The organism is Streptomyces sp. NBC_01478, from assembly GCF_036227225.1.
GTDB lineage: Bacteria > Actinomycetota > Actinomycetes > Streptomycetales > Streptomycetaceae > Streptomyces.
In genome coordinates this window covers 5301836-5327469 of record NZ_CP109444.1, presented here as the reverse complement: position 1 = coordinate 5327469, position 25634 = coordinate 5301836, and the positions used below count along the sequence as shown (strand labels likewise).

The window sequence follows — 25634 nt, the reverse complement described above, 5'->3', positions numbered from 1 at the left end:
CTGTGTTGCGAACAGTGAACTCTGTGTGGAGGTGCAAGGAATGCTGCGGTCGACGGAAGAAGTCGTCGCCTCGCTCCGGGAGGCGCTCACCGGTGTCGGTGTGGCCCTGCCGTCCCTGGGCGTGGACCCGGTGACAGGCGCGAGCGACGAGAAGTTCGCGCTCGTCGTGCTGGGGCGGTGCAACGTCCGTACCGCCGAGAAGCTCGCGTCCGTGCTGCGCGGGGAACGGCCGCCGGTCGGGGCGTATGCCGTGGACGTACGGGACGGGCGGATCGGCGAGGTGATGGGGCATATGGGCGGCAAGGTGCAGTTGCGGCCGGTCGCCGGGGGCCGGGAGTGGGACTGCCCGCCGGAGTCGACCGGACCCGCCGCGCAGGAGGAGGTGTTGCGGGCCCGGGTGCGGGAACGGAACCGTGAGGCTCGGCTCCCTTGAGGCGGGCGGCGTGATCGACTGACCCCATGGCCTTGCTCCCGACCCGAGTCCTGCGAGCCCTCCACGCCTTCAACTCCGCCCACCCCTGGAGCCACAACGCCCACTACCACCCTTGGCTGCTACGGCAGTTGCCCCGCAGGTTCGGGCGCGCCCTGGACGTCGGTTGCGGGAGCGGTGACCTGGTGCGGTTGCTCGCCGTACGGAGCACGGGTGGTGTTGAGGGGATCGACTCCGATGCCGAAATCATCGCCCGGGCAAGGGAGTTGACCCCGCCCGGTGTCCCCGTGAACTTCGTCGTCGCCGATGCCCGGGCCGGAATCCCCGCCGGCCCGTACGACGTCATCACCTGCGTCGCCGCCCTCCACCACTTCCCGTTCGCCGGGACGCTGACCCGCTTCCGCGACCAACTCGCCCCGGGCGGAACCCTGGTGGTCGTCGGCTGCGCCCGCGAGGAGACCTTCGTCGACCATCTGATCGGCGCCCCTTCGATCCCCCTGAACCTCGGCATGGGCTGGCTGAAGAACCGGGGCCGTAAGGCCGTGTCCCGCCCGGTGTCGATGACCGCAGTCACCCGGCCCCCGGAGATGACCTTCGCCGAGATTCGTCGGGCCGCCGTACGCCTCCTGCCGGGGGCCCGGCTGCGGCGGCGGCTGTTCTGGCGGTACACGCTGGTGTGGCGGACGGCCGAGTCCGGCTCCCGTCGCTCGGGAGCCGGACTCTGAGCCAGGCTCTGGTGGTTTACGGCTGGTGCCACCACTCGTATCGCACGGTGGAATCGCAGGAGATCGTCTGGATCAGGGTGCCGTTGCCGACGCTGGGCGTGGAGAGGCAGTACCCGCTCGACGCGTTCTGCCAGATGTAGAACCAGCCCGTGGACGACCCGGTGTAGGCCGCGTAGTAGAGGGCCCACTGCTGGTTGCGCGCGGCCGCGTTGCAGATTGCCATCACGGCCGTGCCCGTCCCCGAGGTGGGCGCGGTGATGCACCGTCCTGTGTTCTGGTTGGTGAAGGTGTACAGGCTCGTGTCGCTGTTGAACCCCCGGAGCCAGTTCTGCTCGGCACCGCCGGTGCACGACCACATCTGGAGCTTCGCGGCGTTCTCGGTGGCGTTGTCGAGGCAGTGGCTGGAGTTCCAGATGTTGATCGGGGTGAAGCCCGCGGCCTGTGCGGGTGATCCGCCGGCCCAGGCCAGGGCCAACGTCGCCAGCACCGCGGTGATGAGCGCGAACAGTCTGCGTCGTACGGACATGGCTCTCCTCCGTTCTTCCGTGCGGGGTCGCTTCGTTTTCCGTGCGTGACGGGCAGCCTGGTGGGCCCGCGGACGGGTGTCGTGCGCTGTTCCGCTCAGCGGACCCGGGACCTGGGTGCCTTCGTCACGTGGATCGCGCGGGTGAACGGTCTGGAGAAGTAGCCGATCCCGAAACTCCGGTGAGGCCGAAGGCGTACGTGGCCAGGAATCCGACCAGGTAGCCGGTGAGCAGACCTCCCGCGTAGATCGCCGCCGTCAGGGGCAGGGAGCCGTTCCCCGCCAGCAACGGGAACAGTGCCCACCCCGACGGCCCGATCGCCGTCGCCCCCACCTTGTCGCCCAGCATCGCGAAGAACCCGACGAACGCCCCGCCCGCCGCCCCGCCCGCACAGGCGGTCAGGAACGGTCGGCCCAGCGGCAGTGAGACGCCGTAGATGAGCGGTTCGCCGATGCCCAACAGCCCTGCGGGGAGGGCCGACTTGATGGTCGTACGGAGTGAAGTGTCGTGGCGCAGCCGGAAGTAGACCGCCACCGCCGCACCCACCTGGCCCGCGCCCGCCATCGCCAGGATGGGCAACAGGACGGTGTAGCCCTGCTGTTCGATGAGAGTGGTGTGGATGGGGATCAGGGCCTGGTGGAGGCCCAGCATCACCAGGGGGAGGAAGAGGCCGCCCAGGATCAGGCCCGCGAGGGGACCGGTCGTCGCCAGGAGCCAGTTCGCGGCGGTGCCGATCGCCGTGGAGATCTCGCCGGCCGCGTACATGAGGCCGTAGAGCGTCGCCAGGCCCGCGACCAGGACCGTCAGGGTGGGGGTGACGAGGACGTCGAGGGTCGCGGGGACCCAGGTGCGGCACCACTTCTCGACGTACGTGCCGAGCAGCGCGGCGGCCAGTGCGCCGAGCACCCCGCCCTGGCCGGGGGAGAGGGCGACCCCGAACGCGGTCACCTTCGCGACCCCGGGATACACCACGACCGCCGCCACCGCACCGCCCAGCACGGGCGTCCCGCCGAACTCCTTCGCCGTGTTGTAGCCGACGAAGACCGCGATGAGGGCGAGGAACGCGGAGGCGATGGAGGTGAGGGAAGGGGTGAGCCCCGGCAGCCAACTCAGGTTGATCAGCAGCCCGTTGAGACCGGCGAGGACACCGCAGCCGATGAGGGCGGGGATGAGCGGGACGAAGATGTTGGCCACCCGGCGGAGGAGCAGCTTGCCGGGGGTCGCGTTGCGGGCGCGCTGCGCCTCCTTCAACTCGGCACCGCGAGCGGCCAGTCCACCGGCCGCCCCCACCAACTTCTCGAACTCCGGGGTCACTCGGGCCACCACCCCCGGCCCCAGCACGATCTGGTACGTGTCGTCGTCCACGACCCCGAGCACGCCGGGCAGCGCCCGCAGCGCCTCCTCGTCCACCAGTGACCGGTCGGCCAGGCCGAGCCGGAGGCGGGTCATGCAGTGGGCCACGGAGGTGACGTTCGCGGGGCCGCCGACCAGGGGGAGGAGGGCGGCGGCGGTGGTGGCGGGAGAGGTGTTCACCCCCTGAGCGTGCTGGTCAGCCGCCCGCCGAGGTCAGCGCCGCGCGCAGTCGGCCCCCGGACTCCTCCAGAAGGCGGGCGGCCGTCGGGCCGTCGACCCCGGCGAGGACCACCAGGATCGCGTTCTTCACCTCGCCGTCGGTGGCCGCGAGGGCCCGCTCGATCTCCGCGTCCTCCGCGCCGGTGGCGAGCGCGACGATACGGCGGGAGCGGGCGCGCAGCTTCTCGTTCGAGGCGCGTACGTCGACCATGAGGTTCCCGTACGTCTTGCCCAGCCGGATCATCGTGATCGTGGACAGCATGTTGAGCACGAGCTTCTGGGCCGTGCCCGCCTTCAACCTCGTTGATCCGGTGAGGAGTTCGGGGCCCACGACGACCTCGATGCCGTGTTCGGCGGCTGCGGCGATGGCGCTGTGCTCGTTGCAGGACAGGCCGATGGTCAGCGCGCCCTCGGTGCGCGCGTGCTCCACGGCGGCGATCGCGTACGGCGTCCGCCCGGACGCCGAGATGCCGACCACCGTGTCGTCGGCGGTGAGCGTGAGCGCGTCGAGGTCGGCCTCGGCCAGGTTGCGGGAGTCCTCGGCGCCTTCGATGGACGTGACCAGGGCGTCCGGGCCGCCGGCGATCAGGCCGACCACCTCGGAGGGGTCCGTGTTGAAGGTCGGCGGACACTCGGACGCGTCCAGCACGCCGAGCCGGCCGGCGGTACCGGCGCCCATGTAGATGAGCCGGCCTCCTCTGCTCATGCGGTCGGCCACGGCGTCGATCGCGGCGGAGATCTCGGGGAGGCGGTGGGCGACGGCGGCGGCGACCGTGGCGTCCTCGGTGTTCATCAGGTGGGCGATGTCGAGGGTGGGGAGTTGGTCGATGCCGGCGAGTTCGGGGCGGAAGGCTTCGGTGGTGAGTGACTCCAACTGGGTGCGGAGGTCACGGGGGTTGGACGTTGAGGTCATTGAGAAGCGGCTCTTTCCGTTGTTCTTTGTCCGCGGGTGCGTCGTGGCTGGTCGCGCAGTTCCCCGCGCCCCTAAAAGCCTGGGCCCGCTGGTGTTTCAGGGGCGCGGCCAGCCACGAACCGTCAGCGCCTGTGCCGATGCGCCAGCGCCTCGTACGACGCCGACAACGCCGGCGCAGCCTGCTCGTACGTCCGCTGCGCCACCCCGATGAACAAACAGTCCACCACCAGCAACTGACTCGTGCGGGACGACATCGCCGCCGGCCGCAACTCACTCTCCCGAGCGGTGGACGTCGTAAGAATGTGATCGGCGTACTGCGTCACCGGGCCGTCCGGCCGCCCGGTGATCGCAACGGTCGTAGCCCCGTGCTCGAAGGCGACCCGCAACGGCTCGATCACATCCCCGGTGGACCCGGAGTGGGTGATCGCGATGGCGACATCGCCGGCCTTCAGCTGCACGGCGTTCGTGACGGCGAGATGCGGGTCGCTGTGGGCGTGGGCTATGAGCCCTATCCGCAGCAGCTTCTGGGTGAGGTCCTGCGCGACGAGCCCGGACGCGCCGACGCCGTAGATGTCGGTACGGCGGGCCGCGGCGAGCGCGGTGACGGCGGCGCCGAGCTGGACGGTGTCGAGTCCGGCGGCGGTGTCGGCGAGGGTCTGCTGCTCGTCGTAGGCGAGTTTCGCGACGACGTCGGCGATCGGGTCGTCGACCGCGATGTCGGTGGTGAGGGCGGGCGCGCGCCCGGACTGCTGCTGCGCGGCGAGCCCGGCGAGGGCCAGGCGCAGGTCGCGGTAGCCGGGGTAGCCGAGGATGCGGGCGGTGCGGACGACCGTGGCCTCGCTGGTGCCGGTGAGCTCGGCGAGGCCGGTGACCGTGAGGGCCGCGCAGCCTGCCGGGTCGGCGGCGACGGTCTCGGCGACGCGCTGCATGGAGCGGGTCATGGAGGGGGCGAGGGTGCGCACCTTGGCGGCCAGGGCCGCGGGTGGCGTACTCCCGGAGGCGCTGGAGAAAATTTCCTTCACGTCCTGGGTCACCTCTGAAAGATATTTTCGTTCCGGTGACCGGGTCAAGAGTGCGCACAATGGGTGCATGGACCCCAGCAACGACCCCACCGGCGATCCCGTCAGCCCTCTGGAGCAGGCGCTGCACGCCGCCCGCGCCCTCGTGCTCGCCGACCTGGCCTCGCGCGAGGTCGTCGCGGCGGACGTGGTGTCCATGGTGGAGACGTCCGTCGCGGAGCGGCGATGGTGGGTGGAGCAGTGGCCGGAGGGTGTGGAGTACGTCGCCGGGCTGGTCGCCCAGGACGTGCAGGACGCGCTGCTGGAGGCGTACGGGCGCTGGCCGCTCTGCCCGGTCTGCGCGTCCGGCGACCCGCACGCCCTGGAGGTCGAGCCGGAACTGGGACCCGACCCGCACTGGGTCTGCCACAAGGCGGGCGTGAAGGTCGCCGCGGTGGGAAGCCTGGGTTCCCTGTGACCGTGTACATCGACCCGCCCACCTGGCCGGGGCACGGGCGGCTGTGGTCGCACCTGGTCAGCGATGTCTCGTACGACGAACTCCATCTGTTCGCCGAGGAGTTGGGCGTACCGCGCCGGGCCTTCGAGCGCGATCACTACGACATTCCGTCGCATCGTTACGCGGCCATGGTGGCCGCCGGCGCGGTGGAGGTCAGGAGCCGGGAGGTGGTCCGGCTGCTGACGGCGGCGGGGCTGCGCAGGCCCAAGGGGCGGACGGCGTAGGCCTGTTGCTCAGCGGGTGAGTTCGTAGGCGAACTCCTCCCCGTCCTCGCTCACCTTCCTGAACCCCGCGCGGGTGACCACCGCCTGTGAGGCGAGGTTGTCGCGTTCGACCGTGGCGAAGACGGTGCGTACGTCGTCGCGGGCCAGCGCCCACTGTGCGAGCGCGCGCAGCGCCTCCGTCGCGTAGCCCTGGCCGCGGGCGCCCTCCACCAGGTCGTAGCCGATCTCCGCGCGGCCCTCCTCGTCGGGGACGCCGTGGAAGCCCATGCCGCCGACCGCGCGGCCGTCCTCGCGGCGGACCAGGGCGAACACGCCGAACTCCGGGCGGTGCACGCCCGATGCGTAGGCCTTCAGCAGGAAGGTCGCGGACTCCCGCGTGCCCATGTACGGGCCGCCCTCGATCCACTCGAAGCCGCCGTCGCCGCCGGAGACCAGATTGCCCGCGGCCCCGGGGGTGATGCCCTGGAGGGTGAGGCGGTCGGTGGTGTGGACGAGGTTGTTGTTCCAGCGCCAGTCGGTGACGGGGGCGCGGCCGGGGAGTTCGCCGCGGCCGGTCGCCCACAGCAGGGTGCGCCAGTGGTCGGCGGCGGGGCGGATGTGCGGGAAGATCCGGCCGAGGACGAACTCGGGGAGTTCGGGGGCGGGTTGGTACTCCAGGCCCAGGCCCTCGGCGATGTCGTGAGTGTGCAGCAGCACCTCGGCGATGCCCATCGCGGCGAAGCCCTCGCGGTTCGCGCTGCGGAACGGGAACGGGTGGAAGGCCCGCACCTCACGGGGTGTGGCGCGGACGGCGGCGGCGAGCAGGGTGCCCATCGCCTCGATCACGTCCAGGACACCGGAGTTGTCGGTGCCGTCGTCGAGGGTGAGTTCGAAGGGGAGGTACGTGTGCTGTGCGCGGCCGGCCAACTGGCCCGCGTACGAGATGAGATCGTCGGCGATGTGCTCGGCGGTGTACCGGCAGCTCCACTCCAGCCGGCCGGCCCCCACCTCGTCCCAGTCCCGGTCCGTCGTGGTCCTCAGCAGTGCGAGGCAGCTCGCTACGGCCTCTTCCACCCGGTGTGCGCCCTCGATCCCCATGGCGGGGAGCATACGGGCCGCGATCGCCCCGCCAGACGTGCGGTGGGTGGGGACGTCGTGGAGCTGGTGCTGCCGGACGACGGTCATGCCGTCCGCAGTGCGGCCGGGCAGGACGCCCTCCGGCAGGCCCTCTCCGCCTTCCTCAGCCGGGAGTTGGGCCTGCCGAGGCCAGCAGCTCCAGCTCCGCCGTCAGGTTGTAGCGTGCCGTCGCCTCCCATTCCGCGGCCCCGTGCGGCGTCCTGAACAGGCGGGGCAGATCCAGGAGTTGGCGCAGGATCGCCGAACGGCCTTCCTTGAACGCGTCGTTGGGGACGAAGTGGTACTCCTCGCGGACGGCCGCCGTGTAGGCCGCGTACGCGGATGGCGGTGCGGCCAGGATCGCCAGGTCCGCGTCGCACAGCACCTGGCCGTCGTGGTCGTCGTCGGCGGGGGCGTGCGTGACGGTGAGCCGGACCAGCCGGGCGACCTCGGCGGTCCGCGCCTCCGGTACCCCGGCCTCGGCCAGCGCGCGCTCGGCGAGCCGCGCCGACCGTTCCTCGTTCTCGGACCGGTCCGGGAGGTAGACCGCGTCATGGAACCAGGCCGCGAGCCGTACGACGTCCGGGTCCCCGGCGTGCTTCTCCAGCACGTCGATGTGGTCGAGGACCGAGGTGAGGTGCGTGAGCGTGTGGTAGTGCCGCTGCGGCTCCTGCCAGCGGGCGAGGAGATTCTCGGCGTACGGGATGGGGTCGGGACCCTCGTCGGGCGTGCGGGCGCCTTCGAGGGCGTGGGTCCAGCGGGCGCGGAGGGCGTCGAGATCGGCCATGCCCCTTATTTTCCTCCCGCGGCCGTGCCCCTAGCGTGGAACGCATGACTTACGCCGACACGACACACGACGTACGTGACCCCGAACTGCCCGGACGGCTCCTCGCGACGGAGCGCGACGCGCTGATCCCGCTGCTCCGGTCCCGCCCGGAAGAGGACTTCGCGCTCGCGACCCTCGCGTGTCCGGGGTGGACCGTGCGGGATGTGCTCGCGCACTGTTCGGCCGCGCTGACGCGGGTGGTGGAGGGCCGGTTCGAGAAGGGTGTGTTCTCGCCGGAGGCCAACGACCGGGACATCGCGGAGCGGGCCGACTGGACGAACGCGCGGGTCCTCGACGAACTGGAGCGGGGCATGACCGAGGCCGGTGCGGCGATCGCCCGCTCGGGTGGCCCGCTGGACGCGGTCGCGTTCGGTGAGTGGGTGCACGCCGGTGACGTACGGGACGTTCTCGGAGCGCCCGGAGCCTATGGGGGCGAGGGGCTGGGGTTCGCTCTAACCCTTCTCGCCCGCCTGACCCGTCACAAACGCCGCCAGCCTCTCCACGCAGACCTCGACGACCTGGACGATCCGCTCCGGCTGGGCGACGCGTCGGGGGAGCTGACCCCCGCGCGGTACATCGGCGACGCGCCCACACTCGTACGCCTGTACTCGGGACGGCCGGTGCCGGACGGGGTGGCGTACGAGCTGGCGGGCGCGAAGGCCGAGGACCTGAACATCTACGGCTGAGGGCGGAGGGCCGGTCGCTGCTCGCCGTTCGTCCTTCGCCGCTCGCCGCTCGCCGCTCGCCGCTCGCCGTTCGCGGGGGCGATCTCGCGGCCCCCTGACCTCCCGCGTACCCTGAGATTGGACTAGACCTGTAGCCGCTCCAGGGAACACGACGGAAGGGGTCCTATGAGCACGCGTGCAGTCCTGGAGGTGATCGCCCTCGGTGCCGAGGACGCGATCGCCGCCCAGGCCGGAGGCGCGGACCGTCTCGAACTGGTCAGCGACATGGCGGCCGACGGGCTCACCCCGCCGGTGGAGACCTTCGCCGCGATCCGCGCCGCCGTCGACATCGACCTGCGCGTGATGCTGCGCCTCGCGGACGGCTTCGCCGCCGGCGACGTGGACCGGCTCGTCCGGGTCGCCGGGGAACTGCGGACCGCCGGCGCCGACCAGTTCGTGCTCGGCTTCCTCGCCCCGGACGGCTGCGTCGACCTGGACGCGGTGGAGCGGGTCGTCGCCGAACTGGACGGCTGTGCCTGGACGTTCCACCGCGCGATCGACCGCGCCGCCGACCGCGACGCCCTGCGCAAACAACTCGCGGACCTGCCGGGCCTGGACGCCTACCTCACCGCCGGTTCGGCCGACGGCGTCGACGACGGCCTTCCCACGCTGCTCCGCGAGGCGGCCCTGCGCGGCGAACCGGGGTACGAGCAGCGCATCCTGGTCGGCGGCGGCCTGCGCCTCGACCACGTACCGACGCTGCGCGCCGCCGGGGTGGACGCCTTCCACATCGGCGGGGCCGCTCGGCCAGAGGGCTGGGAGCGGCCGGTGTCGGCGGCGGCCGTGGGGGAGTGGCGGGCGGTCCTGGACGGGGCCTGAACCACCCTCTCCGCTCAGGCGAGTTGAGGCGGCAGCGGCGCCGCGTGCGTGACGATCAGACCCGACACCGCTCGGGTCAGAGCCACGTACAGGCGGCGCAGGCCGGTGCGTTCGTCCGGTTCGCCGTCGACCACGGCCTGCGGCTCGTCGAGGACCACGTAGTCGTACTCCAGGCCCTTCGCGAGCGACGCCGGGACGAGGGTCAGACGGGTGTCCACGGTCGTCTCCTCACCCGGGTCGATGTAGCCGATGCCCGCCGCCGTGAGCGCCTCCGCCAGTTCGGGGATGCGGGCGTCGGCCGCGATCAGGCCCGTCGACCCCTCGTTGCGCAGCAACTCCTCGCAGGCGGCGACCACTTCGGCCGTACCGGTGATGGCGCGGAGGTCGAAGAAGCCCGGGTTCTCACGGACGGACGCGACCGGGGTCAGCCCCGGCGCGATGTGCGGGAGGAGCCGGGAGGCGTACGTGATGACGTCCGTCGGTACGCGGAAACCGGCCGTCAACTCCTCGATCACACCCTCCGATTTGCCGAGGTGGGCCAGTGCCTCGTCCCAACTCCGCGTCGCCCAGGGCGTGGTGCCCTGCGCCAGGTCGCCGAGGACGGTCGCGGAACCGGTGGTGCAGCGGCGGCCCACGGCCCGGTACTGCATCGGGGAGAGGTCCTGCGCCTCGTCGAGCACGACATGCCCGAGCGAGTGCGTCCGCTGCACGAGGTCGGTCGCCTCGTCGATCAACACGGCATCGGCGGCAGACCACTTGGCGGCCTTCACACTCCGCACCGCCTTCGCCCAGAGGATCGTCTTCTGCTCGTCCTCGTCGAGGATCCCGGCCGCGTGCTCGGCGAGGAAGCCGGCGTCGGTGAGCAGCCGCAGCACGAGCTTCGCGGGCTCGACCGGCGGCCACACCGCCTTGACGGCCGCCTTCACCGCCGCGTTGCGGGCCACGGCGTCCTGCACCCGGTCGTCCGGCGCCTCCCCGGACCGCTCCATCTGCACCAGCACGACATGCGCGATGCGCTGCGGAAGCGCCTCGCGGGCGGCGCCGTAGCGGATGTCGCGGTCGAGCAACTCCCGCACGATGGCTTCGAGTTCGTACGCCGGGACCCGCCAGCGGCGTGAGCCGCGCACCACCATCACCGGCTCGGTGGGCAGGGTGACGTGCGCGTAGATGGCCTTCCTGAGGACCTCCGCCATCCGCGCGTCGCCCTTGATGACGGCGGCCGGTGCCTCGTCCGTGCCCTGTACCTCGACGTGCGCGACCAGGTCGTCCACCGTGCCTTGGCGGACCGTCAACTCGCCCAGCGCGGGCAGGACTTGCTCGATGTAGTGCAGGAAGGACTTGTTCGGCCCGATGACGAGGGTGCCGGTGCGGGCGAGCCGTTCCCGGTGGGCGTAGAGAAGATAGGCGACCCGGTGCAGACCGACGGCGGTCTTCCCGGTGCCGGGACCACCCTGCACACAGACCGTCCCGCCGAGACCGGACCGTACGATCTCGTCCTGCTCGGGCTGGATGGTGGCGACGATGTCGCGCATCGGACCGACGCGGGGCCGCTCGATCTCCTGCTGGAGCAGTTTGCTGGTGGCGGCGGCCTCGGCCGGGTCCATCAGGTGTTCGTCCTCGTACGCCGTGAGGTCGCCGCCCGTGTAACCGAAGCGGCGGCGCAGCGAGACGTCCAGCGGGTCCTTCTTGGACGCCCGGTAGAACGGCTGCGAGACCGGCGCACGCCAGTCGATGACCATCGGGTCGCCGTCACCGTCGTGCACATGCCGGCGCCCGATGTAGAACTGCTCGCCCTCCGCGCCCTCGGCCTGCTCGGCGCCGGGTGCGTGCAGGTAGTTCAGCCGCCCGAAGAAGAGCGGGGTGTCGCTCAGGTCGGCCAGCGCCTTGATGCGGTCGTCGATCTGGCGGGCGAGGACCTCGGCGTTGACCCAGTTCGCCGTGACGTCCTTGATGTCGAGCGATTCGACGTCCTCGCGCATGGCGCGCAGCGCGGAACGGGAGGAGGCGAGGTGGGAGCGTTCGCGGGAGAGGGGGTCGTCGGTGGGCGTGGACAAGGGGGTGCCTCCGGAGGACCTGCTGTGGCTGCTGGGTGGGTGGTGCCGACCGGTTTCCGTCCGGGCGGCGGCACTCCCTGCGGGGAGGCGGGCAAGAGCGGAGATTCTAGGTGAGGGCAACTGGCGGACGCGAATGGTTTTACGGCCGCGTTGACGCCCGGCGCACGTGTCCCCTAGGGGACGACCCCTCCACCAAGGAGGGGAACGGGTCCGCCCGGAGGCGTACACGGGGAACCCGCAGGTTGGCTCTCTGGACCGATGCCGACCTTATGTCCCAAGACGCACCATGGAGTCATGAGCGCAGCAACGCTTCACCCCACCCCCGCCCCCGTCCGGCCGACCGGCGCGACACCGGCCACCGGCAGCCACCACCACCGACTCGGCGACGCCCTCCGCGCCATAAAAGTCTTCGCGGGCGCCGCGTTCAGCGTGGTCGTCCTCGGCGAGTACGGCGAGGAAGCGGGCATACGCCGTAAGTGATCCCGCGATCACTCACGGCCGCCCCGGGCCTCAGTTCTCCGCGAGGATCTCGTCCGCGTCCATGATCCGGTACGCATACCCCTGTTCCGCCAGGAAGCGCTGGCGGTGGGCCGCGAAGTCCTGGTCGATCGTGTCCCGGGCGACGACGGAGTAGAAGTGGGCCTGGTGACCGTCGGCCTTCGGCCGCAGCACCCGCCCGAGCCGCTGGGCCTCCTCCTGGCGTGAGCCGAACGTGCCGGACACCTGGATGGCGACGGTCGCCTCCGGCAGATCGATGGAGAAGTTGGCGACCTTGGACACGACGAGGACGCTGATCTCCCCCTCGCGGAAGGCGCCGAAGAGCTTCTCCCGCTGGGCGTTGGAGGTCTCGCCCTTGATCACCGGGGCGTTCAAGTGCTCGCCCAGTTCGTCGAGTTGGTCGATGTACTGCCCGATGACGAGGATCTGCTGACCGGCGAAGCGCCGCACGATCGCCTCCGTGACCTTCCGCTTCGTCGCGGTGGTCGCACAGAAGCGGTACTTCTCCTCGGCCTCGGCGGTGGCGTACGCGAGCCGCTCGGACTCCGTGAGATTGACCCGGACCTCGACACAGTCGGCGGGCGCGATGTAGCCCTGCGCCTCGATCTCCTTCCAGGGCGCGTCGAACCGCTTCGGCCCGATGAGGGAGAACACGTCCGACTCCCGGCCGTCCTCGCGCACCAGCGTCGCGGTCAGCCCGAGCCGCCGCCGCGCCTGGAGGTCGGCGGTGAACTTGAAGACGGGCGCGGGCAGCAGATGCACCTCGTCGTAGAGGATGAGCCCCCAGTCACGGGAGTCGAAGAGCTCCAGGTGGGGGTAGATCCCCTTCCGCCGGGTCGTCAGCACCTGGTACGTGGCGATGGTGACGGGCCGGATCTCCTTGCGCGTCCCGCTGTACTCGCCGATCTCCTCCTCCGTCAGCGAGGTCCGCTTGATCAGCTCGTGCTTCCACTGCCGGGCGGAGACGGTGTTGGTGACGAGGATGAGCGTGGTCGACTTGGCCTGCGCCATGGCGCCGGCGCCGACGAGGGTCTTCCCGGCACCGCACGGCAGCACGACGACACCACTGCCGCCGTGCCAGAAGTTCTCCACGGCCTGCTTCTGGTAGGGCCGCAGCGCCCACCCGTTCTCGTCCAGCTCGATCGGGTGCGCCTCGCCGTCGACGTACCCGGCGAGGTCCTCGGCCGGCCAGCCCAGCTTCAGCAGCACCTGCTTGATCTGGCCGCGCTCGGAGGGGTGTACGGCCACGGTGTCGGGGTCGAGCCGGTTGCCGACCAGCGGGGCGACCCGCTTCGAGCGCAGGATCTCCTCCAGCACGGGCCGGTCGGTGGTGGTGAGGACGAGCCCGTGCGCGGGGTGCTTGGAGAGCGTGAGCCTGCCGTACCGGTCCATGGTCTCGGCGATGTCCACGAGCAGCGCGTGCGGCACGGGATACCGGCTGTACTCCACGAGCGCGTCCACGACCTGCTCGGCGTCGTGCCCGGCGGCCCGCGCGTTCCACAGTCCCAGCGGGGTCACCCGATATGTGTGGATGTGCTCGGGCGCCCGCTCCAGCTCGGCGAACGGCGCGATGGCGCGCCGGCACTCGTCGGCTCGCTCGTGATCGACCTCGAGGAGCAGGGTCTTGTCGGACTGGACGATGAGGGGGCCATTCACGTACGTACACATCCCTTCCGCACGGCCAAACGTCAAGTGTGCACTACCGGCCGATGATCACGGCGGGCTCTGCGAGGCTGAGCCCATGGGAGAGCTTGTGGAGCGGGTCGACGAACAGGACCGGGTGCTCGGGACGGTGGACCGGGGTGAGGCCATCGCCAACCACTGGATGCACCGCGTCGCCACGACCGTCTGCCGGGACGGCGAGGGCCGCGTCCTGGTGCACCGGCGGGCGGCGGACATGTCCAGGTTCCCGGGGCAGTACAACTTCCTGGTCGGCGGCGCCGCGGAGGTCGGGGAGTCCTACGAGGAGGCGGCGGCCCGTGAACTCGCCGAGGAACTCGGGGTGCGGGTGCCGGTGCGGTTCGCCTTCAAGTTCCTGTGCCGGGGCGTGATCAGCCCGTACTGGCTCGGCGTCCACGAAGCCGTCGTCCACACGGAGATAGCCCCCGACCCGGCCGAGATCGCCTGGCACGCGTGGGTCACGGAGGGCGAGCTGCGGGAGATGGCCCGGCGCCCGACATTCGTGGCGGACGCGGCGGAGGCGCTGGACCGCTATCTGAACTGACCGGTGCCTACCCCTCCGCCAGCTCGGCGACCCCCGTCACCCGGTGCAGCGGATACGTCCGTACCTCGTCCGCCGTGTGGTCGTACGCCGTGACGAAGCCGCCCTCCACCCGCATCGGGGCGATCACGCGCTGGCTCGCGGAGCCCTCGGCGTTGACGTAGCCGATCCAGACGGTGTCGCCGGTGAGGACGGCGGCCTGCATGGTGGCGAGGGTCTCGGCGGAACTGGTGCGGGGGAGTTCGCCGGCCGGCGAAGGCGTCGTCTTGAGGGGCGTCGTGGAGGCGCGGTCGCCCGCCCTGATCGCGCGGATCGCCGCCGACAGGAGGGTCGTGTCCGGGGTCGGCGGGCCGTCCGGCACCGGTTCCGGGGCCGTGCGGGGCGGGGTGCGGTGGGCGTGGGCGCGGGTGATGACGACATCGCCCTCCGCGGACTCGGCGGCCGGCGCGAAGCCCATCGCGCGCAGCCCGTCGAGGAGCGCCGCCGGGTCGGCCTGCGCCGCCAGCACGGTCGGCGCGAGGCGGCGCAGTCGCAGGCCCGCCGACCGCTTGTCCGCGAGGATCTCGCTGAGCACCGAGTCGTCGTCGCAGCGCACATACGCCGAGGCCGTACCGATCCGCAGATGGCCGTGCCTGCGGGCCACGTCGTCGATCAGGTAGGCGAGGGGCTGCGGGACCGGCGTACGGGAGTGCGCGGTGAGGAAGTCGTGCAGGTCGGAGGCGGAACGGCCCGCGTCCAGCGCGCGGCGCACCGAGCCCGGCGTGAAGCGGTAGACCGTCGCCCCGCCCTTCGACTCCACGTCCGCGAGCACGTCCAGCATGTCCGCCAACGGCCGTTCCAACGGCCCCGGCGCCACCGCCGTCAGATCCGCCTGGAGCAGCACGTGGTCCAAGGGCTCGGGCAGCAACGGCGCGAGGAGCCGGGCGGCGGCGGCACTCGCCGTGGCCTGTTCGGCGGGGGAGAGCGGCTCGGGGGGAGCGGGCGTGCGGTGGTGATGGACGGGAAGCTTGTCGCCGGGGCCGGAGGGAGCCGCGGCACGAGAACCGGCGGAAGTAGCGGCCCCGGACCCGGATCCAGTGGCAGACGCGGGATCGGCGTGGCCGGTCGCCGCCGCCCCCCTGCTCCCCAGCAACGCCCGCCCCTGCGCCGACAGAGCCCCCCGCCCGGTCACCCCCAACATCTCGGCCTCGCCCAACGTCCACCGGGCAAGCCGACTGCGCAGATCGTCGCCCTCCTGAGGACTCCCCGGCGTGCCCCCTTGGGCCACCGCCGACGCACCCCCCGCCCCCCGCACCGGCCGCTCCCACCGCAACCGCGCCAGCACCGACTCCACCGACGGCGAGGCCCCCTCGGGCAACCCGGCGAGCAGCCCGAGCACCCGGTGCCGTACCTCCGGAGCGGCCGAGCGGTCCAGACCGGGGCCCAGCGCCGACAGCGTCCGGTCCTTCCCGTCCCGCCCGCCCACCAGCCCCGACGTCCGCGTCGCCGTCAGCCACGCCTCCGCGAGCCGGGCCCAGCGCTGCGCGGCGGGCTGCTCCAGCCACTCGTCGAGGGCCGGGGTCGCCGCGTACCGCTCGTCCGCCTCGCCGTCGGACGCCAACAGGCCTGCCGCATAAGCCAGTTCGACCCAGAAGGCGGCGACCGGCTCCGCCACGTCCAGTGCGACGGCGGTCCGCTTCAGATCGCGGACGCTGAGGCCGCCGGCCCGCATCACCGTCGGCCCGCCCTCGTCCCAGTCCTTCATCAACTCCTCGACGGCCGCCAGCGCGGTGTACGCCTGCCCGGCCGCCGTAGTGTCCACAACCTGTGGACGGTGCGTGGCCTTCGCCTCGACCGGCGGCGCCACCGGCTCCGTCGCGCGGTGCGCGCGCCCGGCCCGCAGATGCAGGGCCACTTCGCGGGGGAGTACGACCGTGCCGGGCGCGGTCGGCAGCAGCAGGCCCCGGTCGATGAGCCAGCGCAGCCGGGCCGCCGGATCGGCGGTCACCTGCCCGTAGGGCGGCCCCCAGACCAGCCGGTTCAGCACCTCCAGAGACTCCTCGGGGGCCCCGGCGAGCAGCGCCTTCATCCGCCTCCGGGCCGTGAACAGCTTGGTGAGCGCGGCCACCGCGGACACCGAGTCATGGGTGGAGGGCAGCCCGGCGGCCGTCACGATCTCCTGGATACGGCCCGGCGACATACCCGCCGTGGCCTCCGCGACCGTGGGCCCGAGCCCGGTCGGCGACGGATGCTGCGGCGACGGCGCCAGCAGCTCACGCGCCGTCCGCACCAGCCGCAGCCGGTCGTCCGCACCCCACACCAGCGCCTGCTCGCGCAGGGTCGCGAGGGCGCGCGGCAGGGCGTGCGTGACGGCCGCGTCGCGCGCGTCGCCCGCCATGAGCCCGAGCAGCGCGTCGTACGGCGCCGGGTCCGCCGCCACGGCCAGCGCCTCCGCCGTCTGCAGCGCGAACCGGTCCAGCCGCTCCAGCGCCCGCACGACCGACCCGCGCGTACCGGCCCGGGTCGCGAGCTGGGTGAGGTCGGTGGGAACGGGCGTGATGAGGTCGGGACGGCTGCGCAGCAGCGCGGCCAGGGACGCGTCGTCCCTGCTTCGAAGTGCCTCCGCGAGCGAACGGGGCGGCGTGGCCGAGGTGCTCATCCGACCCACGGTAGCGGGTGGGGGTGACGGTGGGGGAGCGCGCAGGACGTGAGGTTCCCGGCATCGGGCCTGCTGGCGGTAACGTCTGTCACCGAGGGGTATCCAACGCACCCGCCCCTGAGGGGACTTCGTGGGTATCGAGAGCGACCAGGTCGTCTACGAGTATCTGAGCCGCGTCGGCGACGTCGCGCAGCAGCGGCAGTTGCCCTCGGTCACGCGGATGCGGCTCGTGTCCGAGCTGCGCAACGAGATCGACCGACGGCGGGCCGGGTCCACCGTCGACACACCGGCCGCCGTCCAGCGCATCCTCAAGGGGCTCGGCACCCCGGACGAGGTCGTCGCCGCGGCCGGCACCGGCGCCGGCGTCCCCCGGGCACCGGCCACCTCCGTCCCCGTACAACGGGACCACGAGGACGATCTACGGCCGAAGGGCCTGCGCCGGGTCGTACCGCTGCCGCGTCCGCGCCCCACCCGGGCCGCACCCGCGCCCGAGCCCGACAACTCCGCCTCCGCACCGCACCTCGCGAGCGCGTCCGAGCTCGGCGGCAGCGTCGTGCAGCCCGACTGGTGGCGAGGGGAGGGCAACGGCTTCGCGCTCGGCGACAGCGTGCCCGGGTTCACCGGCGGGATCGAGATCCCGGAACTGCTCAAGCCCCCGCCGCCGAAGGAGCCCCCGAAGGATCCCCTGAAGGAGCCGGCGAAGGAACCGGAGCCGGCGACCGCACCGGTGATCGAGCAGGCACCGCACGTCCCGGCCCGCCGACGCCGTATGGTCCCCCGCCCCCGCCTCCCCGTCGGACGCTGGTCCAACCCCCTGCTGCTGATCGCCGCCGCGCTGCTCGTCGGGGGCGCCGTACTCGGCAACTGGTTCGCGCTGCTGCTCGGTTGGCTCATCGCGTACGCCTCCCGGCGGCTGACCGACGCCGAGACCAAGGCGGCGGTGATCGGCCTGCCGACGGCGGCCGTCGCGGCCGGCGTCGTCTGGCTGTGGGGCAGGAACACCGGCCGCTGGGGCACGCCCATCGCGCAGGGCCACATGAACGACGCGATCTCCGAGACCTGGCCGTGGGTGGTGCGGGGCGCGGCGGTGGCGTCGGCCCTGTACCTGGTGTGGCGATCACAGAGACAGCGGTAGAGCAGTCGATGGGCCCGGTGGGATTGTCGTAGCGACTGGGCACAATGGCCCATATGACTTCTTACTCCGTGCCCGGCCCGACCGTCGGCTTCGACCTCGACATGACCCTCATCGACTCCCGGCCCGGTATCCACGCCGCCATGCTGGCGCTGGCGGAGCGGACGGGGACGTACATCGACGCCGATCTCGCGATCAGCCGGCTCGGGCCGCCGCTCGCGGACGAGTTGATCAACTGGTTCCCGGCGGACGAGGTGCCCGCGGTGGCGGACCTGTACCGCGAGATGTACCCGTCGTTCGCCATCGCCGCGACCCTCGCGATGCCCGGCGCCCCCGAGGCGATCGAGGCCGTACGGGCGGCCGGCGGGCGGGCGGTCGTGGTGACCGCGAAGTACCAGCCCAACGCGAAGCTGCACCTCGCCCATCTCGGCATCGACGCCGACGCCGTGATCGGCGACCTGTGGGCCGAGCAGAAGGCGGAGGCGCTGCGCGAGGAGGGCGCGAGCGTCTACGTCGGCGACCACGTCGGCGACGTGCGCGGAGCCCGCGTCGCCGAGGCCATGTCGGTCGCGGTGGCGACCGGCCCGTGCGACGCCGACGAACTGCGCGCGGCCGGCGCGGACGTCGTCCTCGGCGACCTCACCGAGTTCCCGCGCTGGCTTTCGGACTACCTCGTCGCACGCGCCTGACGGCGGCCCGCGGCGACCGACTGGAGCACCCCCGCTGCGGCGAGCAGGAATCCGACGCCCATGAGCATGCTCAAGAGGTACATGTACGTCGGAAAAGGCGTCGTGTGGAGCAACAGCGGTACCACGGTGACGAGTGTGGCCACCGCACCCAGGAAAAAGACGATGGCACCGGCACGGATCAGTCGGTCACCGGCCGCGGCGGAATTCGTTTGGGTTTTGTCACGCACCGGACCAGGGTAGTTCCCAGCGCGAAGGAACAGGCGGGCGACGTCTTGTCACCGGCCTGAAGACCATTAGCCTTGGTACCGGCGGGTCCCGACGACCCGCCGGTCTGCTATCCGAAGCAGTTTTCCGACGAGTACGAGGACGAGGACAGACGTGCCTACCGGCAAGGTCAAGTGGTTCAACAGCGAGAAGGGCTTCGGCTTTCTCTCCCGTGACGACGGCGGTGACGTCTTCGTCCATTCCTCGGTTCTGCCCGCCGGAGTTGATGCCCTGAAGCCCGGACAGCGCGTGGAGTTCGGGGTCGTCGCCGGTCAGCGCGGCGACCAGGCCCTCTCGGTGACCCTGCTCGACCCGACCCCGTCGGTCGCGGCGGCCCAACGCAAGAAGCCGGACGAACTGGCCTCCATCGTCCAGGACTTGACGACCCTCCTGGAGAACATCACGCCCATGCTGGAACGCGGCCGCTATCCCGACAAGCCCGCGGGCGCGAAGATCGCGGGCCTGCTGCGGGCGGTCGCCGACCAGTTGGACGTGTAGAAGTCCGGGAGATTCAGCGGAGCTTCAGGATCCAGGGCAGTTCGAGCGAGTCCGGGCCGAGGGGCACGACACCAGCCTCTCGGCCCGTGGACCGTGGTGGCGAGGCCCCTTCAGGGCCGATGAGGGTCTGGGGCGCAGCCCCCAGGGACGGCGCCACGGGTTCAGGGGAACGTAAGCGCGTCCGGTCCAAGTGCCGGCACGAGTCCCTCCGCCGCCGCGCGCGTCAACAACCCCCGGACCGCCGCATACCCGTCCTCACCGAGCTCCGCCGTGAACTCGTTGACGTACAGGCCGATGTGCTGGTCGGCGACGGACGGGTCCATCTCCTGGGCGTGTTCCATGACGTACGGGCGGGAGGCCTCGGGGTCGTCCCAGGCGGCGCGGACGGACGTGCGGATCGAGTCGGCGAGCAGGTTCAACCGCTCGCCGCCCAGGGACCGTTTGGCGATGATCGCGCCCAGCGGGATCGGCAGACCGGTCGTGGCCTCCCAGTGCTCGCCCATGTCCGCGAGCTTGTGCAGGCCGTAGTTCTGGTACGTGAAGCGCGCCTCGTGGATGACGAGCCCCGCGTCGACCTTCCCGTCCCGCACGGCCGGCATGATCTCGTGGAACGGCATGACGACGATCTCGCCCACCCCGCCCGGAATCGTGTCCGCAGCCCAGAGCCGGAACAGCAGATACGCGGTCGACCGCTCGCTCGGCACCGCGACCGTACGCCCCGTCAGATCTCCCGGCCCCCGGGTGAGGACCAGCGGCCCGCACCCCCGCCCCAGCGCACCCCCGCAGGGCAGCAGCGCGTACTCGTCGAGAACGTACGGCAGCACGGCGTACGACACCTTCAGCACGTCCAACTCACCGCGCTCGGCCATGCCGTTGGTGATGTCGATGTCCGCGAAGGTCACGTCCAGCGCGGGCGCGCCCGGCACCCGCCCGTGCGCCCACGCGTCGAAGACGAAGGTGTCGTTGGGGCAGGGGGAGTAGGCGATCTGCAAAGGCTCGGTCGAAGCGGTCATACCTGTTCCCAACTCTCCAGTACGGGCGCGCACTTCCCGAATCCCTCGGTCAGGGCCGCGAGCGCGTCGCCGATGCGCCAGGCGGCGCGGTCGCGCGGGCCGACGGGGTTGGAGACCGCGCGCAGTTCCAGGACGGGGATGCCGTGCGCGGCGGCGGCCTCGGCGACGCCGAAGCCCTCCATCGCCTCGGCGAGGGCCCGGGGGTGGCGGGCGCGAAGTTCCGTGGCGCGGGCGGCCGTTCCGGTCACCGTGGAGACGGTGAGCACGGCTCCGGTGCGCGCGCCGGCCGCGGCCGCGAGGTCTCGTACGAGTGCATTCGGCGGACGGTGGGTGACGGTGCCGAAGCCGAGTTCGGTGACCGGCACGAACCCGTCGGCGGTCTCGGCGCCCAGGTCGGCCGCGGTGATCTCGTCGGCGATCACGAGGGACCCGACGGGCGCCTCGGGCTGGAAGCCACCGGCGATCCCGGCGGAGACGACGAGGGCGTAAGGGGTACGGGCGAGAGCCGTGGCGGTGGCGGCGGCAGCGGCGGCCGGCCCCACCCCGACGGCGATGACGTCAACCCGGTCGCTGTTGGTGAACGCCCGTGCCACCGCGTCCCGTTCGGCCGGGACGGCGGTGGCGACGAGGATCCGTACGGACGACGTGGTCAGGAGTCCTTCTTGAACTTGAAGGACCACAGGCCCTTGACCGTCTTGTCGCCCTCCTTGATGGAGACGACGGTCGAGTTGCCGGTCGCGCCGTACTGGGTGTTGAAGAACACGCTGCCGGGGATCGTGCGGTACGTCTTCTTGCTGGAGTCGGTCAGCGGCTGACCGTTCATCAGGATCGTCCAGCCGTTGTCGGCGATCTTCGGGTCGACACCGAAACGCACGGTCTCGTCCGGGTCGACCGAGATCGACGTGGAGGCCTTCAGGCACTTCGCCAGGTCCGCGGTCTTCACCGCGTCGCCGTCGTTGTAGCAGGTGGCCTCGGTGTGGACCGAGTTCCTCCCGACGGTGATCGTCGAGATCGGCGTCGGCTTGTCGCACGCCGACAGGACGAGCAGTCCGGCGGAAACGGCGCCGGCGGCGGCGACGGCGCGGCGGCGTCGCACAGCGGATTGCATGGTCATGGGGCGAAGGCTATCGGGCCCGTCCAGTCCTCCCCCCACGTGGGGTGCGACGTGCCGGGCCGGGGGGTGCGGGTTAGGCCACTCGCGGGCGCCCGCTGCCGCCCTGCCGGGCCGAGGCGAGCAGGCCGCGCAGGGTGGTCAGCCAGCCCAGGGCGATCACCGCGGCGGCCAGCGTGAAGCCGAGCGAGCCGTTCAGGGGCATCACGATGCCGATCGCGCCGCCCAGCACCCAGGCCATCTGGAGCATCGTCTCCGAGCGCGCGAACGCCGAGGTGCGCACCAGCTCGGGCACGTCCCGCTGGATCAGCGCGTCCAGGGACAGCTTGGCGAGTGCCTGGCAGAACCCGGCGGCGGCCGCCAGGCATGCCACCAGGGCCGCGCCGAAGAAGATCGCCGCCGTGATCGCCGCGCCCAGCACGACCGCCATCACCGTCACGATGATGAGTTCCGGCGCCCGCTGCCGCAGCCAGGACCCCACGGCCGTACCGAGCGCGTTGCCGACGCCCGCCGAGACGGCGACTATGCCCAGCGACACGGCGGCGCTCTGCCCGGTCATCGGATGCTCGCGCAGCAGGAACGCGAGGAAGAAGGTCAGGAAGCCGGAGAGCCAGCGCAGGGCCGCGTTGGCGCCCAGCGCGTGGGTGACGGCGATGCCGACCGTGCGCAGCCCAGGACGCTTGACCTCCTTGGGATGCGGGCCGTGCAGATGGTTCTCGTCGGCCGCGAGCAGCGCCGTGTCCTCGCCCTTGGCGGAGTCGACCTTGGGGTCCAGGAAGAAGCACAGGACCGTACCCACCACGAAGATCACGAAGGCGCCGTAGAGCGGCCAGGGATCGCCGACGGCGTGCAGCCCGCCGGCGATCGGGGCGGCGACGCCGGTGGCGAGCAGCCCGGCGAGGGTGACTCTGGAATTCGCCTTCACCAGCGAGATACGGGGTGGCAGCAGCCGGGGCACCACGGCGCTTCTGACGACGCCGTACGCCTTCGAGGCGACCAGGGCGCCCAGGGCCGCCGGATACAGCTCCAGGCTGCCGCTGGCGACCGCGCCGGAGATGATCAGCGCGAGGAGGGCACGGGCCAGCATCGCGGCGGCCATCGCGGCGCGGCGCCCGTGCGGAAGCTTGTCGAGAAGGGGCCCGATCACCGGCGCGAGAACAGTGAACGGCGCCATCGTGATCGCGAGATACAGGGCGACCCGCCCCCGCGCCTCATCGGTCGGCACGGAGAAGAAGACGGTCGACGCGAGGGCGACGGTGATCATGACATCGCCGGCGCCGTTGACCGCGTGCAGCTCGATCAGCCGGCCGAGGCCCGACTCGCCCGCGCCGTGCGCGTGGGTCGCCTTGCGGATGCCGCGTGCGGTACCGGTGACGGGGAAGTGCAGGGCACGACCCATCGCGCGGACGGAACCGCCGACCCGGCCCGAACCGCCACCTCGGATGTTCCCCTTCGGCCCACCGATCCCGGTGGCACCTTGGGGCGACCTCGCGGCTGCCACTCCGTCATAGTGCCCCGAGAATGGCGCGAGTAGTGCCGTTACCGCACGTATGGCGGCCTGCCGGGGCGGATTCACCGCCGTTGCACAGGTCTCGGTTTGACCGCCGCGCGGCGCCCAGGGGGCCGCCGGTGTGGGCGCATGGCGCGAGAGAAGGTAGCGTGCGTAGCGCGCCGTGGCGATTGTTCTCGGCCGCGCGCCTCTCGGCCATCCCGCAGAATGGATGGTGTAGGCGTGCCCGAGCGCGATCGGGTGCGGACGTCGACGCGGCCCTCCACCAGTGCCCCCAAGGGCCTGGTACATGTCTTTCAGCCGCTCCGTCCGCTCCCTTCGCCACACCAGGCGCACCCGTGAGACGGCGTAGGAGAGAAGCGATACCTGTGAGCGCAGCGACCACGCGAAGCCGCACCCCCGACCGCCTGTGTGCCGAGGCCGTCGACCTCGCCCGTGCCGCAGCCGAGGAGGCCGCCGCGCCCGGCGTGGTCGGCGAGCACGCGGGCTTCGAATCCGAGGGCGACCGTGTGGTCACGCACTTCTTCGAGTGCAAGGAGTTCGGCTACCGGGGCTGGCGCTGGGCGGTGACGGTCGCGAGGGCGTCCCGCGCGAAGCTGGTGACGCTGGACGAGGTTGTTCTGTTGCCGGGCCCGGACTCCCTCCTGGCCCCCGAATGGGTCCCGTGGAGCGAACGCCTCCGCCCCGGCGACATGGGCCCCGGCGACCTTCTCCCCACCGACGCCGAGGACCTCCGCCTGGAGCCCGGCTACACGGGCGAGGACGAGCCCCCGCCGAACTCCGCGGTCTCGGAGGAGATGGCGGAACTGGTGGAGGCGGAGGACGCGGAGGTGACCGCGGGCACCCCCGCGACCCTCCCCATGGCCCCCACCCGAGGCTCGATCGCGGCAGTCGCCGAAGAACTGGGCATCCGCCGGGCCCGAGTCCTCTCCCGCTACGGCCTCCACGTGGCCGCGGACCGCTGGGAGGACGGCTTCGGCCCGCAAACCCCCATGGCCCAGGCGGCCCCCGCGGCCTGCGTGAGCTGCGGCTTCCTGGTCGCGGTCGGCGGCTCCCTGGGCCAGGCCTTCGGGGTCTGCGCGAACGAGTTCTCCCCGGCGGACGGCCACGTCGTGTCCTTGTCCTACGGCTGCGGCGGCCACTCGGAAGCAGCGATCATGCCCAAACCGCCCCAGCCACCGGCGCCGGTGATCGACGAGACGATGGTGGACCCGTTCCCGCTGCGGCCTTCGGCGGATTCGGGGTCCGTTTCGGTGGGGGCGGACGAGGAATCGGCGGAGTTGGGGCACTCGTAGAGTTGTGCGGGGTGGTTCAGGGCCTGGGCTCCCTGGTGACCATGTCTCCGTAGCGCGGCAGATTGTCCGTGGGGATCGTCCAGTCGGCGATGGTGACGTCCTCGCCGTAGACGAAGTCCTTGCGGGTGGCGTAGCGGGGGCCGTCGGGGGTGGCGTGGATGTCGGTGAGGACGGCTCCGGTTCCGGTGCGGGGGTCGAAGACGGCGTAGGTGGGAATCCCGATCAGGGGGTAGTCGCGCATCTTGCTGACTCAGTCGTTGTCCGGGTTGGAGCGGGATACCACTTCGATGGCGGCGATCAGGGTGCGCGGGTCGAACGAACCCGGGACGTCCATGTCCGCCCACGCGATCACCATCACATCGGGGTGACGCATGATGCCTTCGGCTGGGGTTCGTTGCGCGAGCACGTCCCCCGTGCTTGGCTCGCCCGATGAATCTTCTGTTGACGGCGAGTGGCCTGCGCAACGACACACTGCGGGACGCGCTCCGGGACATGCTGGGCAAGCCGTTCGGATCGGCGAACGTCGTCTACATCCCCACGGCATCCGTCGCCGAGCCCGGGGACCACGGATGGATGGTCGCGGACATGAACAGAGTGCACGGCCTCGGCTGGCGTGAGTTCGACATCCTCGAACTGAACGGCCTGCCCGGCCAGTTGGTACTCGACCGCCTCCTCCACGCCGACGTCGTCTACGTCGAGGGCGGCAACCACTACCACCTCGCCCGCAGCATCACCGGCAACAACCTGGCCGACGGTTTCCTGAAGGCGCTGGAGAACCGGGTCTACGTGGGCGTGAGCGCCGGATCGATGATCTTCAGCCGCAACCTCACCGAGCACTCCGCCGACGTCATCGGGGACACCAGCGACCTCCACCTCCTCGGCGCGACGACCATCGAGCCGCCGTTCGGCCTCTTCGACTGGTACCTCAAGCCCCACCTCTACTCGCCGGACTTCCCCGAACGCGACGACGCCTGGGCCGACCGCATCACCGCACGCGCGGACTTCCCGATCTACTTCATCGACGACGACACAGCCATCCGCGTCACGGACGACAAGACGGCGGACGTCATCTCCGAAGGCCGGTGGCGATTCCAGCCGTAAGCCGCCGACGTACGCGAGCGGGTCGTGGCGGTACGGCGAGCCCGCCGCGTAGCTGGTCCCCACGCGTTCGACTGTGGCAGCACCAGAGGGGCGCAACCTGCGGCGGGCTCGTCGTACCGCCACGACCCCGACGCCCCCACCGGCCGCAGGCGAAGGGCGCCGGCCCAAAAGCCGCAGGGCGAAGGCCCAGCAACCCCCACCCCCCTCCGCGCGGTACCTTCATCGCGACGCCGATGAGGAGA

Annotated in this window: 27 protein-coding genes and 1 pseudogene; 13 read left to right on the top strand and 15 right to left on the bottom strand. The window is 71.6% G+C overall.

The features are described 5' to 3' along the window. The first annotated feature begins 40 nt into the window (after window positions 1-40). Together OG223_RS23835 and OG223_RS23830 are read left to right on the top strand one after the other, a co-directional pair. Window positions 41-433 (top strand): hypothetical protein, encoded by a 393-nt coding sequence (locus OG223_RS23835; RefSeq protein ID WP_329252153.1) that lies wholly within the window; start codon window positions 41-43, stop codon window positions 431-433. Between the two features lie 26 nt (window positions 434-459). Beyond that, a complete protein-coding gene (locus tag OG223_RS23830) occupies window positions 460-1155 on the top strand; it encodes a class I SAM-dependent methyltransferase (protein ID WP_329252150.1) in 696 nt (231 codons plus the stop codon). Between the two features lie 16 nt (window positions 1156-1171). Here OG223_RS23830 and OG223_RS23825 read toward each other — a convergent pair whose 3' ends face one another. The 4 genes from OG223_RS23825 to OG223_RS23810 all read right to left on the bottom strand — a co-directional run bounded on the left by OG223_RS23825 (window position 1172) and on the right by OG223_RS23810 (window position 5198). After that, window positions 1172-1681, bottom strand: a complete 510-nt coding sequence (locus tag OG223_RS23825) for an RICIN domain-containing protein (protein ID WP_329252146.1) — start codon at window positions 1679-1681, stop codon at window positions 1172-1174. A 124-nt stretch (window positions 1682-1805) separates the two neighbouring features. Further along, window positions 1806-3212 carry a PTS transporter subunit EIIC gene (locus tag OG223_RS23820; protein WP_329252143.1) on the bottom strand — a complete coding sequence of 469 codons (1407 nt, stop codon included), beginning with the start codon at window positions 3210-3212 and terminating at the stop codon, window positions 1806-1808. A gap of 16 nt (window positions 3213-3228) precedes the next feature. After that, window positions 3229-4164, bottom strand: a complete 936-nt coding sequence (gene murQ / locus OG223_RS23815) for an N-acetylmuramic acid 6-phosphate etherase (protein ID WP_329252140.1) — start codon at window positions 4162-4164, stop codon at window positions 3229-3231. 122 nt (window positions 4165-4286) lie between these two features. Continuing rightward, a complete protein-coding gene (locus OG223_RS23810) occupies window positions 4287-5198 on the bottom strand; it encodes a MurR/RpiR family transcriptional regulator (protein WP_329252137.1) in 912 nt (303 codons plus the stop codon). A gap of 55 nt (window positions 5199-5253) precedes the next feature. Here OG223_RS23810 and OG223_RS23805 point away from each other — a divergent pair, with 55 nt between their 5' ends. Together OG223_RS23805 and OG223_RS23800 are read left to right on the top strand one after the other, a co-directional pair. Continuing rightward, window positions 5254-5640 (top strand): hypothetical protein, encoded by a 387-nt coding sequence (locus OG223_RS23805; protein ID WP_329252134.1) that lies wholly within the window; start codon window positions 5254-5256, stop codon window positions 5638-5640. Beyond that, window positions 5637-5903 (top strand): DUF4031 domain-containing protein, encoded by a 267-nt coding sequence (locus OG223_RS23800; protein WP_329252131.1) that lies wholly within the window; start codon window positions 5637-5639, stop codon window positions 5901-5903. Before OG223_RS23805 ends, OG223_RS23800 begins: the two co-directional genes overlap by 4 nt. A gap of 9 nt (window positions 5904-5912) precedes the next feature. Here the strand turns inward: OG223_RS23800 and OG223_RS23795 are convergent, their stop codons facing one another. Both OG223_RS23795 and OG223_RS23790 read right to left on the bottom strand, forming a co-directional pair. Then, a complete protein-coding gene (locus OG223_RS23795) occupies window positions 5913-6956 on the bottom strand; it encodes a GNAT family N-acetyltransferase (RefSeq protein ID WP_329265438.1) in 1044 nt (347 codons plus the stop codon). A 166-nt stretch (window positions 6957-7122) separates the two neighbouring features. Beyond that, entirely contained in the window at window positions 7123-7785 is a 663-nt protein-coding gene (locus OG223_RS23790) for an HD domain-containing protein (protein WP_329252128.1), read from the bottom strand. A gap of 44 nt (window positions 7786-7829) precedes the next feature. Here OG223_RS23790 and OG223_RS23785 point away from each other — a divergent pair, with 44 nt between their 5' ends. Both OG223_RS23785 and OG223_RS23780 read left to right on the top strand, forming a co-directional pair. Continuing rightward, complete coding sequence (locus OG223_RS23785; protein WP_329252126.1) at window positions 7830-8510, top strand: maleylpyruvate isomerase family mycothiol-dependent enzyme; 681 nt, start codon at window positions 7830-7832, stop codon at window positions 8508-8510. 165 nt (window positions 8511-8675) lie between these two features. Continuing rightward, a complete protein-coding gene (locus OG223_RS23780) occupies window positions 8676-9368 on the top strand; it encodes a copper homeostasis protein CutC (RefSeq protein WP_329252123.1) in 693 nt (230 codons plus the stop codon). 14 nt (window positions 9369-9382) lie between these two features. Here the strand turns inward: OG223_RS23780 and OG223_RS23775 are convergent, their stop codons facing one another. Beyond that, entirely contained in the window at window positions 9383-11422 is a 2040-nt protein-coding gene (locus tag OG223_RS23775; protein WP_329252121.1) for a HelD family protein, read from the bottom strand. 294 nt (window positions 11423-11716) lie between these two features. Here OG223_RS23775 and OG223_RS23770 point away from each other — a divergent pair, with 294 nt between their 5' ends. Further along, complete coding sequence (locus OG223_RS23770) at window positions 11717-11902, top strand: hypothetical protein (RefSeq protein ID WP_329252118.1); 186 nt, start codon at window positions 11717-11719, stop codon at window positions 11900-11902. Window positions 11903-11932: 30 nt separating this feature from the next. Here OG223_RS23770 and OG223_RS23765 read toward each other — a convergent pair whose 3' ends face one another. Beyond that, window positions 11933-13576 carry a DNA repair helicase XPB gene (locus OG223_RS23765; protein WP_329252116.1) on the bottom strand — a complete coding sequence of 548 codons (1644 nt, stop codon included), beginning with the start codon at window positions 13574-13576 and terminating at the stop codon, window positions 11933-11935. Between the two features lie 85 nt (window positions 13577-13661). Between OG223_RS23765 and OG223_RS23760 the strand changes: the two genes are divergently transcribed. Next, window positions 13662-14144 (top strand): NUDIX domain-containing protein, encoded by a 483-nt coding sequence (locus tag OG223_RS23760; protein WP_329252113.1) that lies wholly within the window; start codon window positions 13662-13664, stop codon window positions 14142-14144. Window positions 14145-14151: 7 nt separating this feature from the next. Here OG223_RS23760 and OG223_RS23755 read toward each other — a convergent pair whose 3' ends face one another. Continuing rightward, window positions 14152-16779 carry a helicase-associated domain-containing protein gene (locus OG223_RS23755; protein WP_329252110.1) on the bottom strand — a complete coding sequence of 876 codons (2628 nt, stop codon included), beginning with the start codon at window positions 16777-16779 and terminating at the stop codon, window positions 14152-14154. A gap of 130 nt (window positions 16780-16909) precedes the next feature. On the opposite strand from OG223_RS23755, the gene OG223_RS23750 reads away from it, so the two are divergent. Together OG223_RS23750 and OG223_RS23745 are read left to right on the top strand one after the other, a co-directional pair. After that, window positions 16910-17914, top strand: coding sequence for a hypothetical protein (locus tag OG223_RS23750; RefSeq protein ID WP_329252107.1), 1005 nt, complete (start codon window positions 16910-16912; stop codon window positions 17912-17914). A 44-nt stretch (window positions 17915-17958) separates the two neighbouring features. After that, window positions 17959-18600, top strand: coding sequence for an HAD family hydrolase (locus OG223_RS23745; protein ID WP_329252104.1), 642 nt, complete (start codon window positions 17959-17961; stop codon window positions 18598-18600). On the opposite strand, the gene OG223_RS23740 is transcribed toward OG223_RS23745, so the two are convergent. After that, window positions 18579-18827, bottom strand: coding sequence for a hypothetical protein (locus OG223_RS23740; RefSeq protein ID WP_307782189.1), 249 nt, complete (start codon window positions 18825-18827; stop codon window positions 18579-18581). The genes OG223_RS23745 and OG223_RS23740 overlap by 22 nt on opposite strands. Before the next feature lie 151 nt (window positions 18828-18978). Here OG223_RS23740 and OG223_RS23735 point away from each other — a divergent pair, with 151 nt between their 5' ends. Beyond that, complete coding sequence (locus OG223_RS23735) at window positions 18979-19362, top strand: cold-shock protein (RefSeq protein ID WP_019057239.1); 384 nt, start codon at window positions 18979-18981, stop codon at window positions 19360-19362. Window positions 19363-19523: 161 nt separating this feature from the next. Here the strand turns inward: OG223_RS23735 and OG223_RS23730 are convergent, their stop codons facing one another. The 4 genes from OG223_RS23730 to OG223_RS23715 all read right to left on the bottom strand — a co-directional run bounded on the left by OG223_RS23730 (window position 19524) and on the right by OG223_RS23715 (window position 22987). Beyond that, window positions 19524-20375: a 1,4-dihydroxy-6-naphthoate synthase gene (locus OG223_RS23730; RefSeq protein ID WP_329252096.1), complete on the bottom strand. Its 852-nt coding sequence runs from the start codon at window positions 20373-20375 to the stop codon at window positions 19524-19526. Further along, window positions 20372-21055 (bottom strand): futalosine hydrolase, encoded by a 684-nt coding sequence (locus OG223_RS23725; RefSeq protein ID WP_329252093.1) that lies wholly within the window; start codon window positions 21053-21055, stop codon window positions 20372-20374. The genes OG223_RS23730 and OG223_RS23725 overlap by 4 nt, the downstream gene beginning before the upstream one ends. Next, window positions 21025-21489, bottom strand: coding sequence for a DUF2771 domain-containing protein (locus tag OG223_RS23720; protein ID WP_200716332.1), 465 nt, complete (start codon window positions 21487-21489; stop codon window positions 21025-21027). Before OG223_RS23720 ends, OG223_RS23725 begins: the two co-directional genes overlap by 31 nt. Before the next feature lie 73 nt (window positions 21490-21562). Beyond that, a complete protein-coding gene (locus OG223_RS23715; protein WP_329252085.1) occupies window positions 21563-22987 on the bottom strand; it encodes an MFS transporter in 1425 nt (474 codons plus the stop codon). 377 nt (window positions 22988-23364) lie between these two features. Here OG223_RS23715 and OG223_RS23710 point away from each other — a divergent pair, with 377 nt between their 5' ends. Beyond that, complete coding sequence (locus tag OG223_RS23710) at window positions 23365-24291, top strand: DUF3027 domain-containing protein (protein ID WP_329252082.1); 927 nt, start codon at window positions 23365-23367, stop codon at window positions 24289-24291. A gap of 16 nt (window positions 24292-24307) precedes the next feature. Here the strand turns inward: OG223_RS23710 and OG223_RS23705 are convergent. Continuing rightward, window positions 24308-24676, bottom strand: a pseudogene (locus OG223_RS23705) (Uma2 family endonuclease); the annotation flags it as partial. A gap of 44 nt (window positions 24677-24720) precedes the next feature. Between OG223_RS23705 and OG223_RS23700 the strand changes: the two are divergent. Next, window positions 24721-25392, top strand: coding sequence for a Type 1 glutamine amidotransferase-like domain-containing protein (locus OG223_RS23700; protein WP_329252079.1), 672 nt, complete (start codon window positions 24721-24723; stop codon window positions 25390-25392). Window positions 25393-25634: the final 242 nt, after the last annotated feature.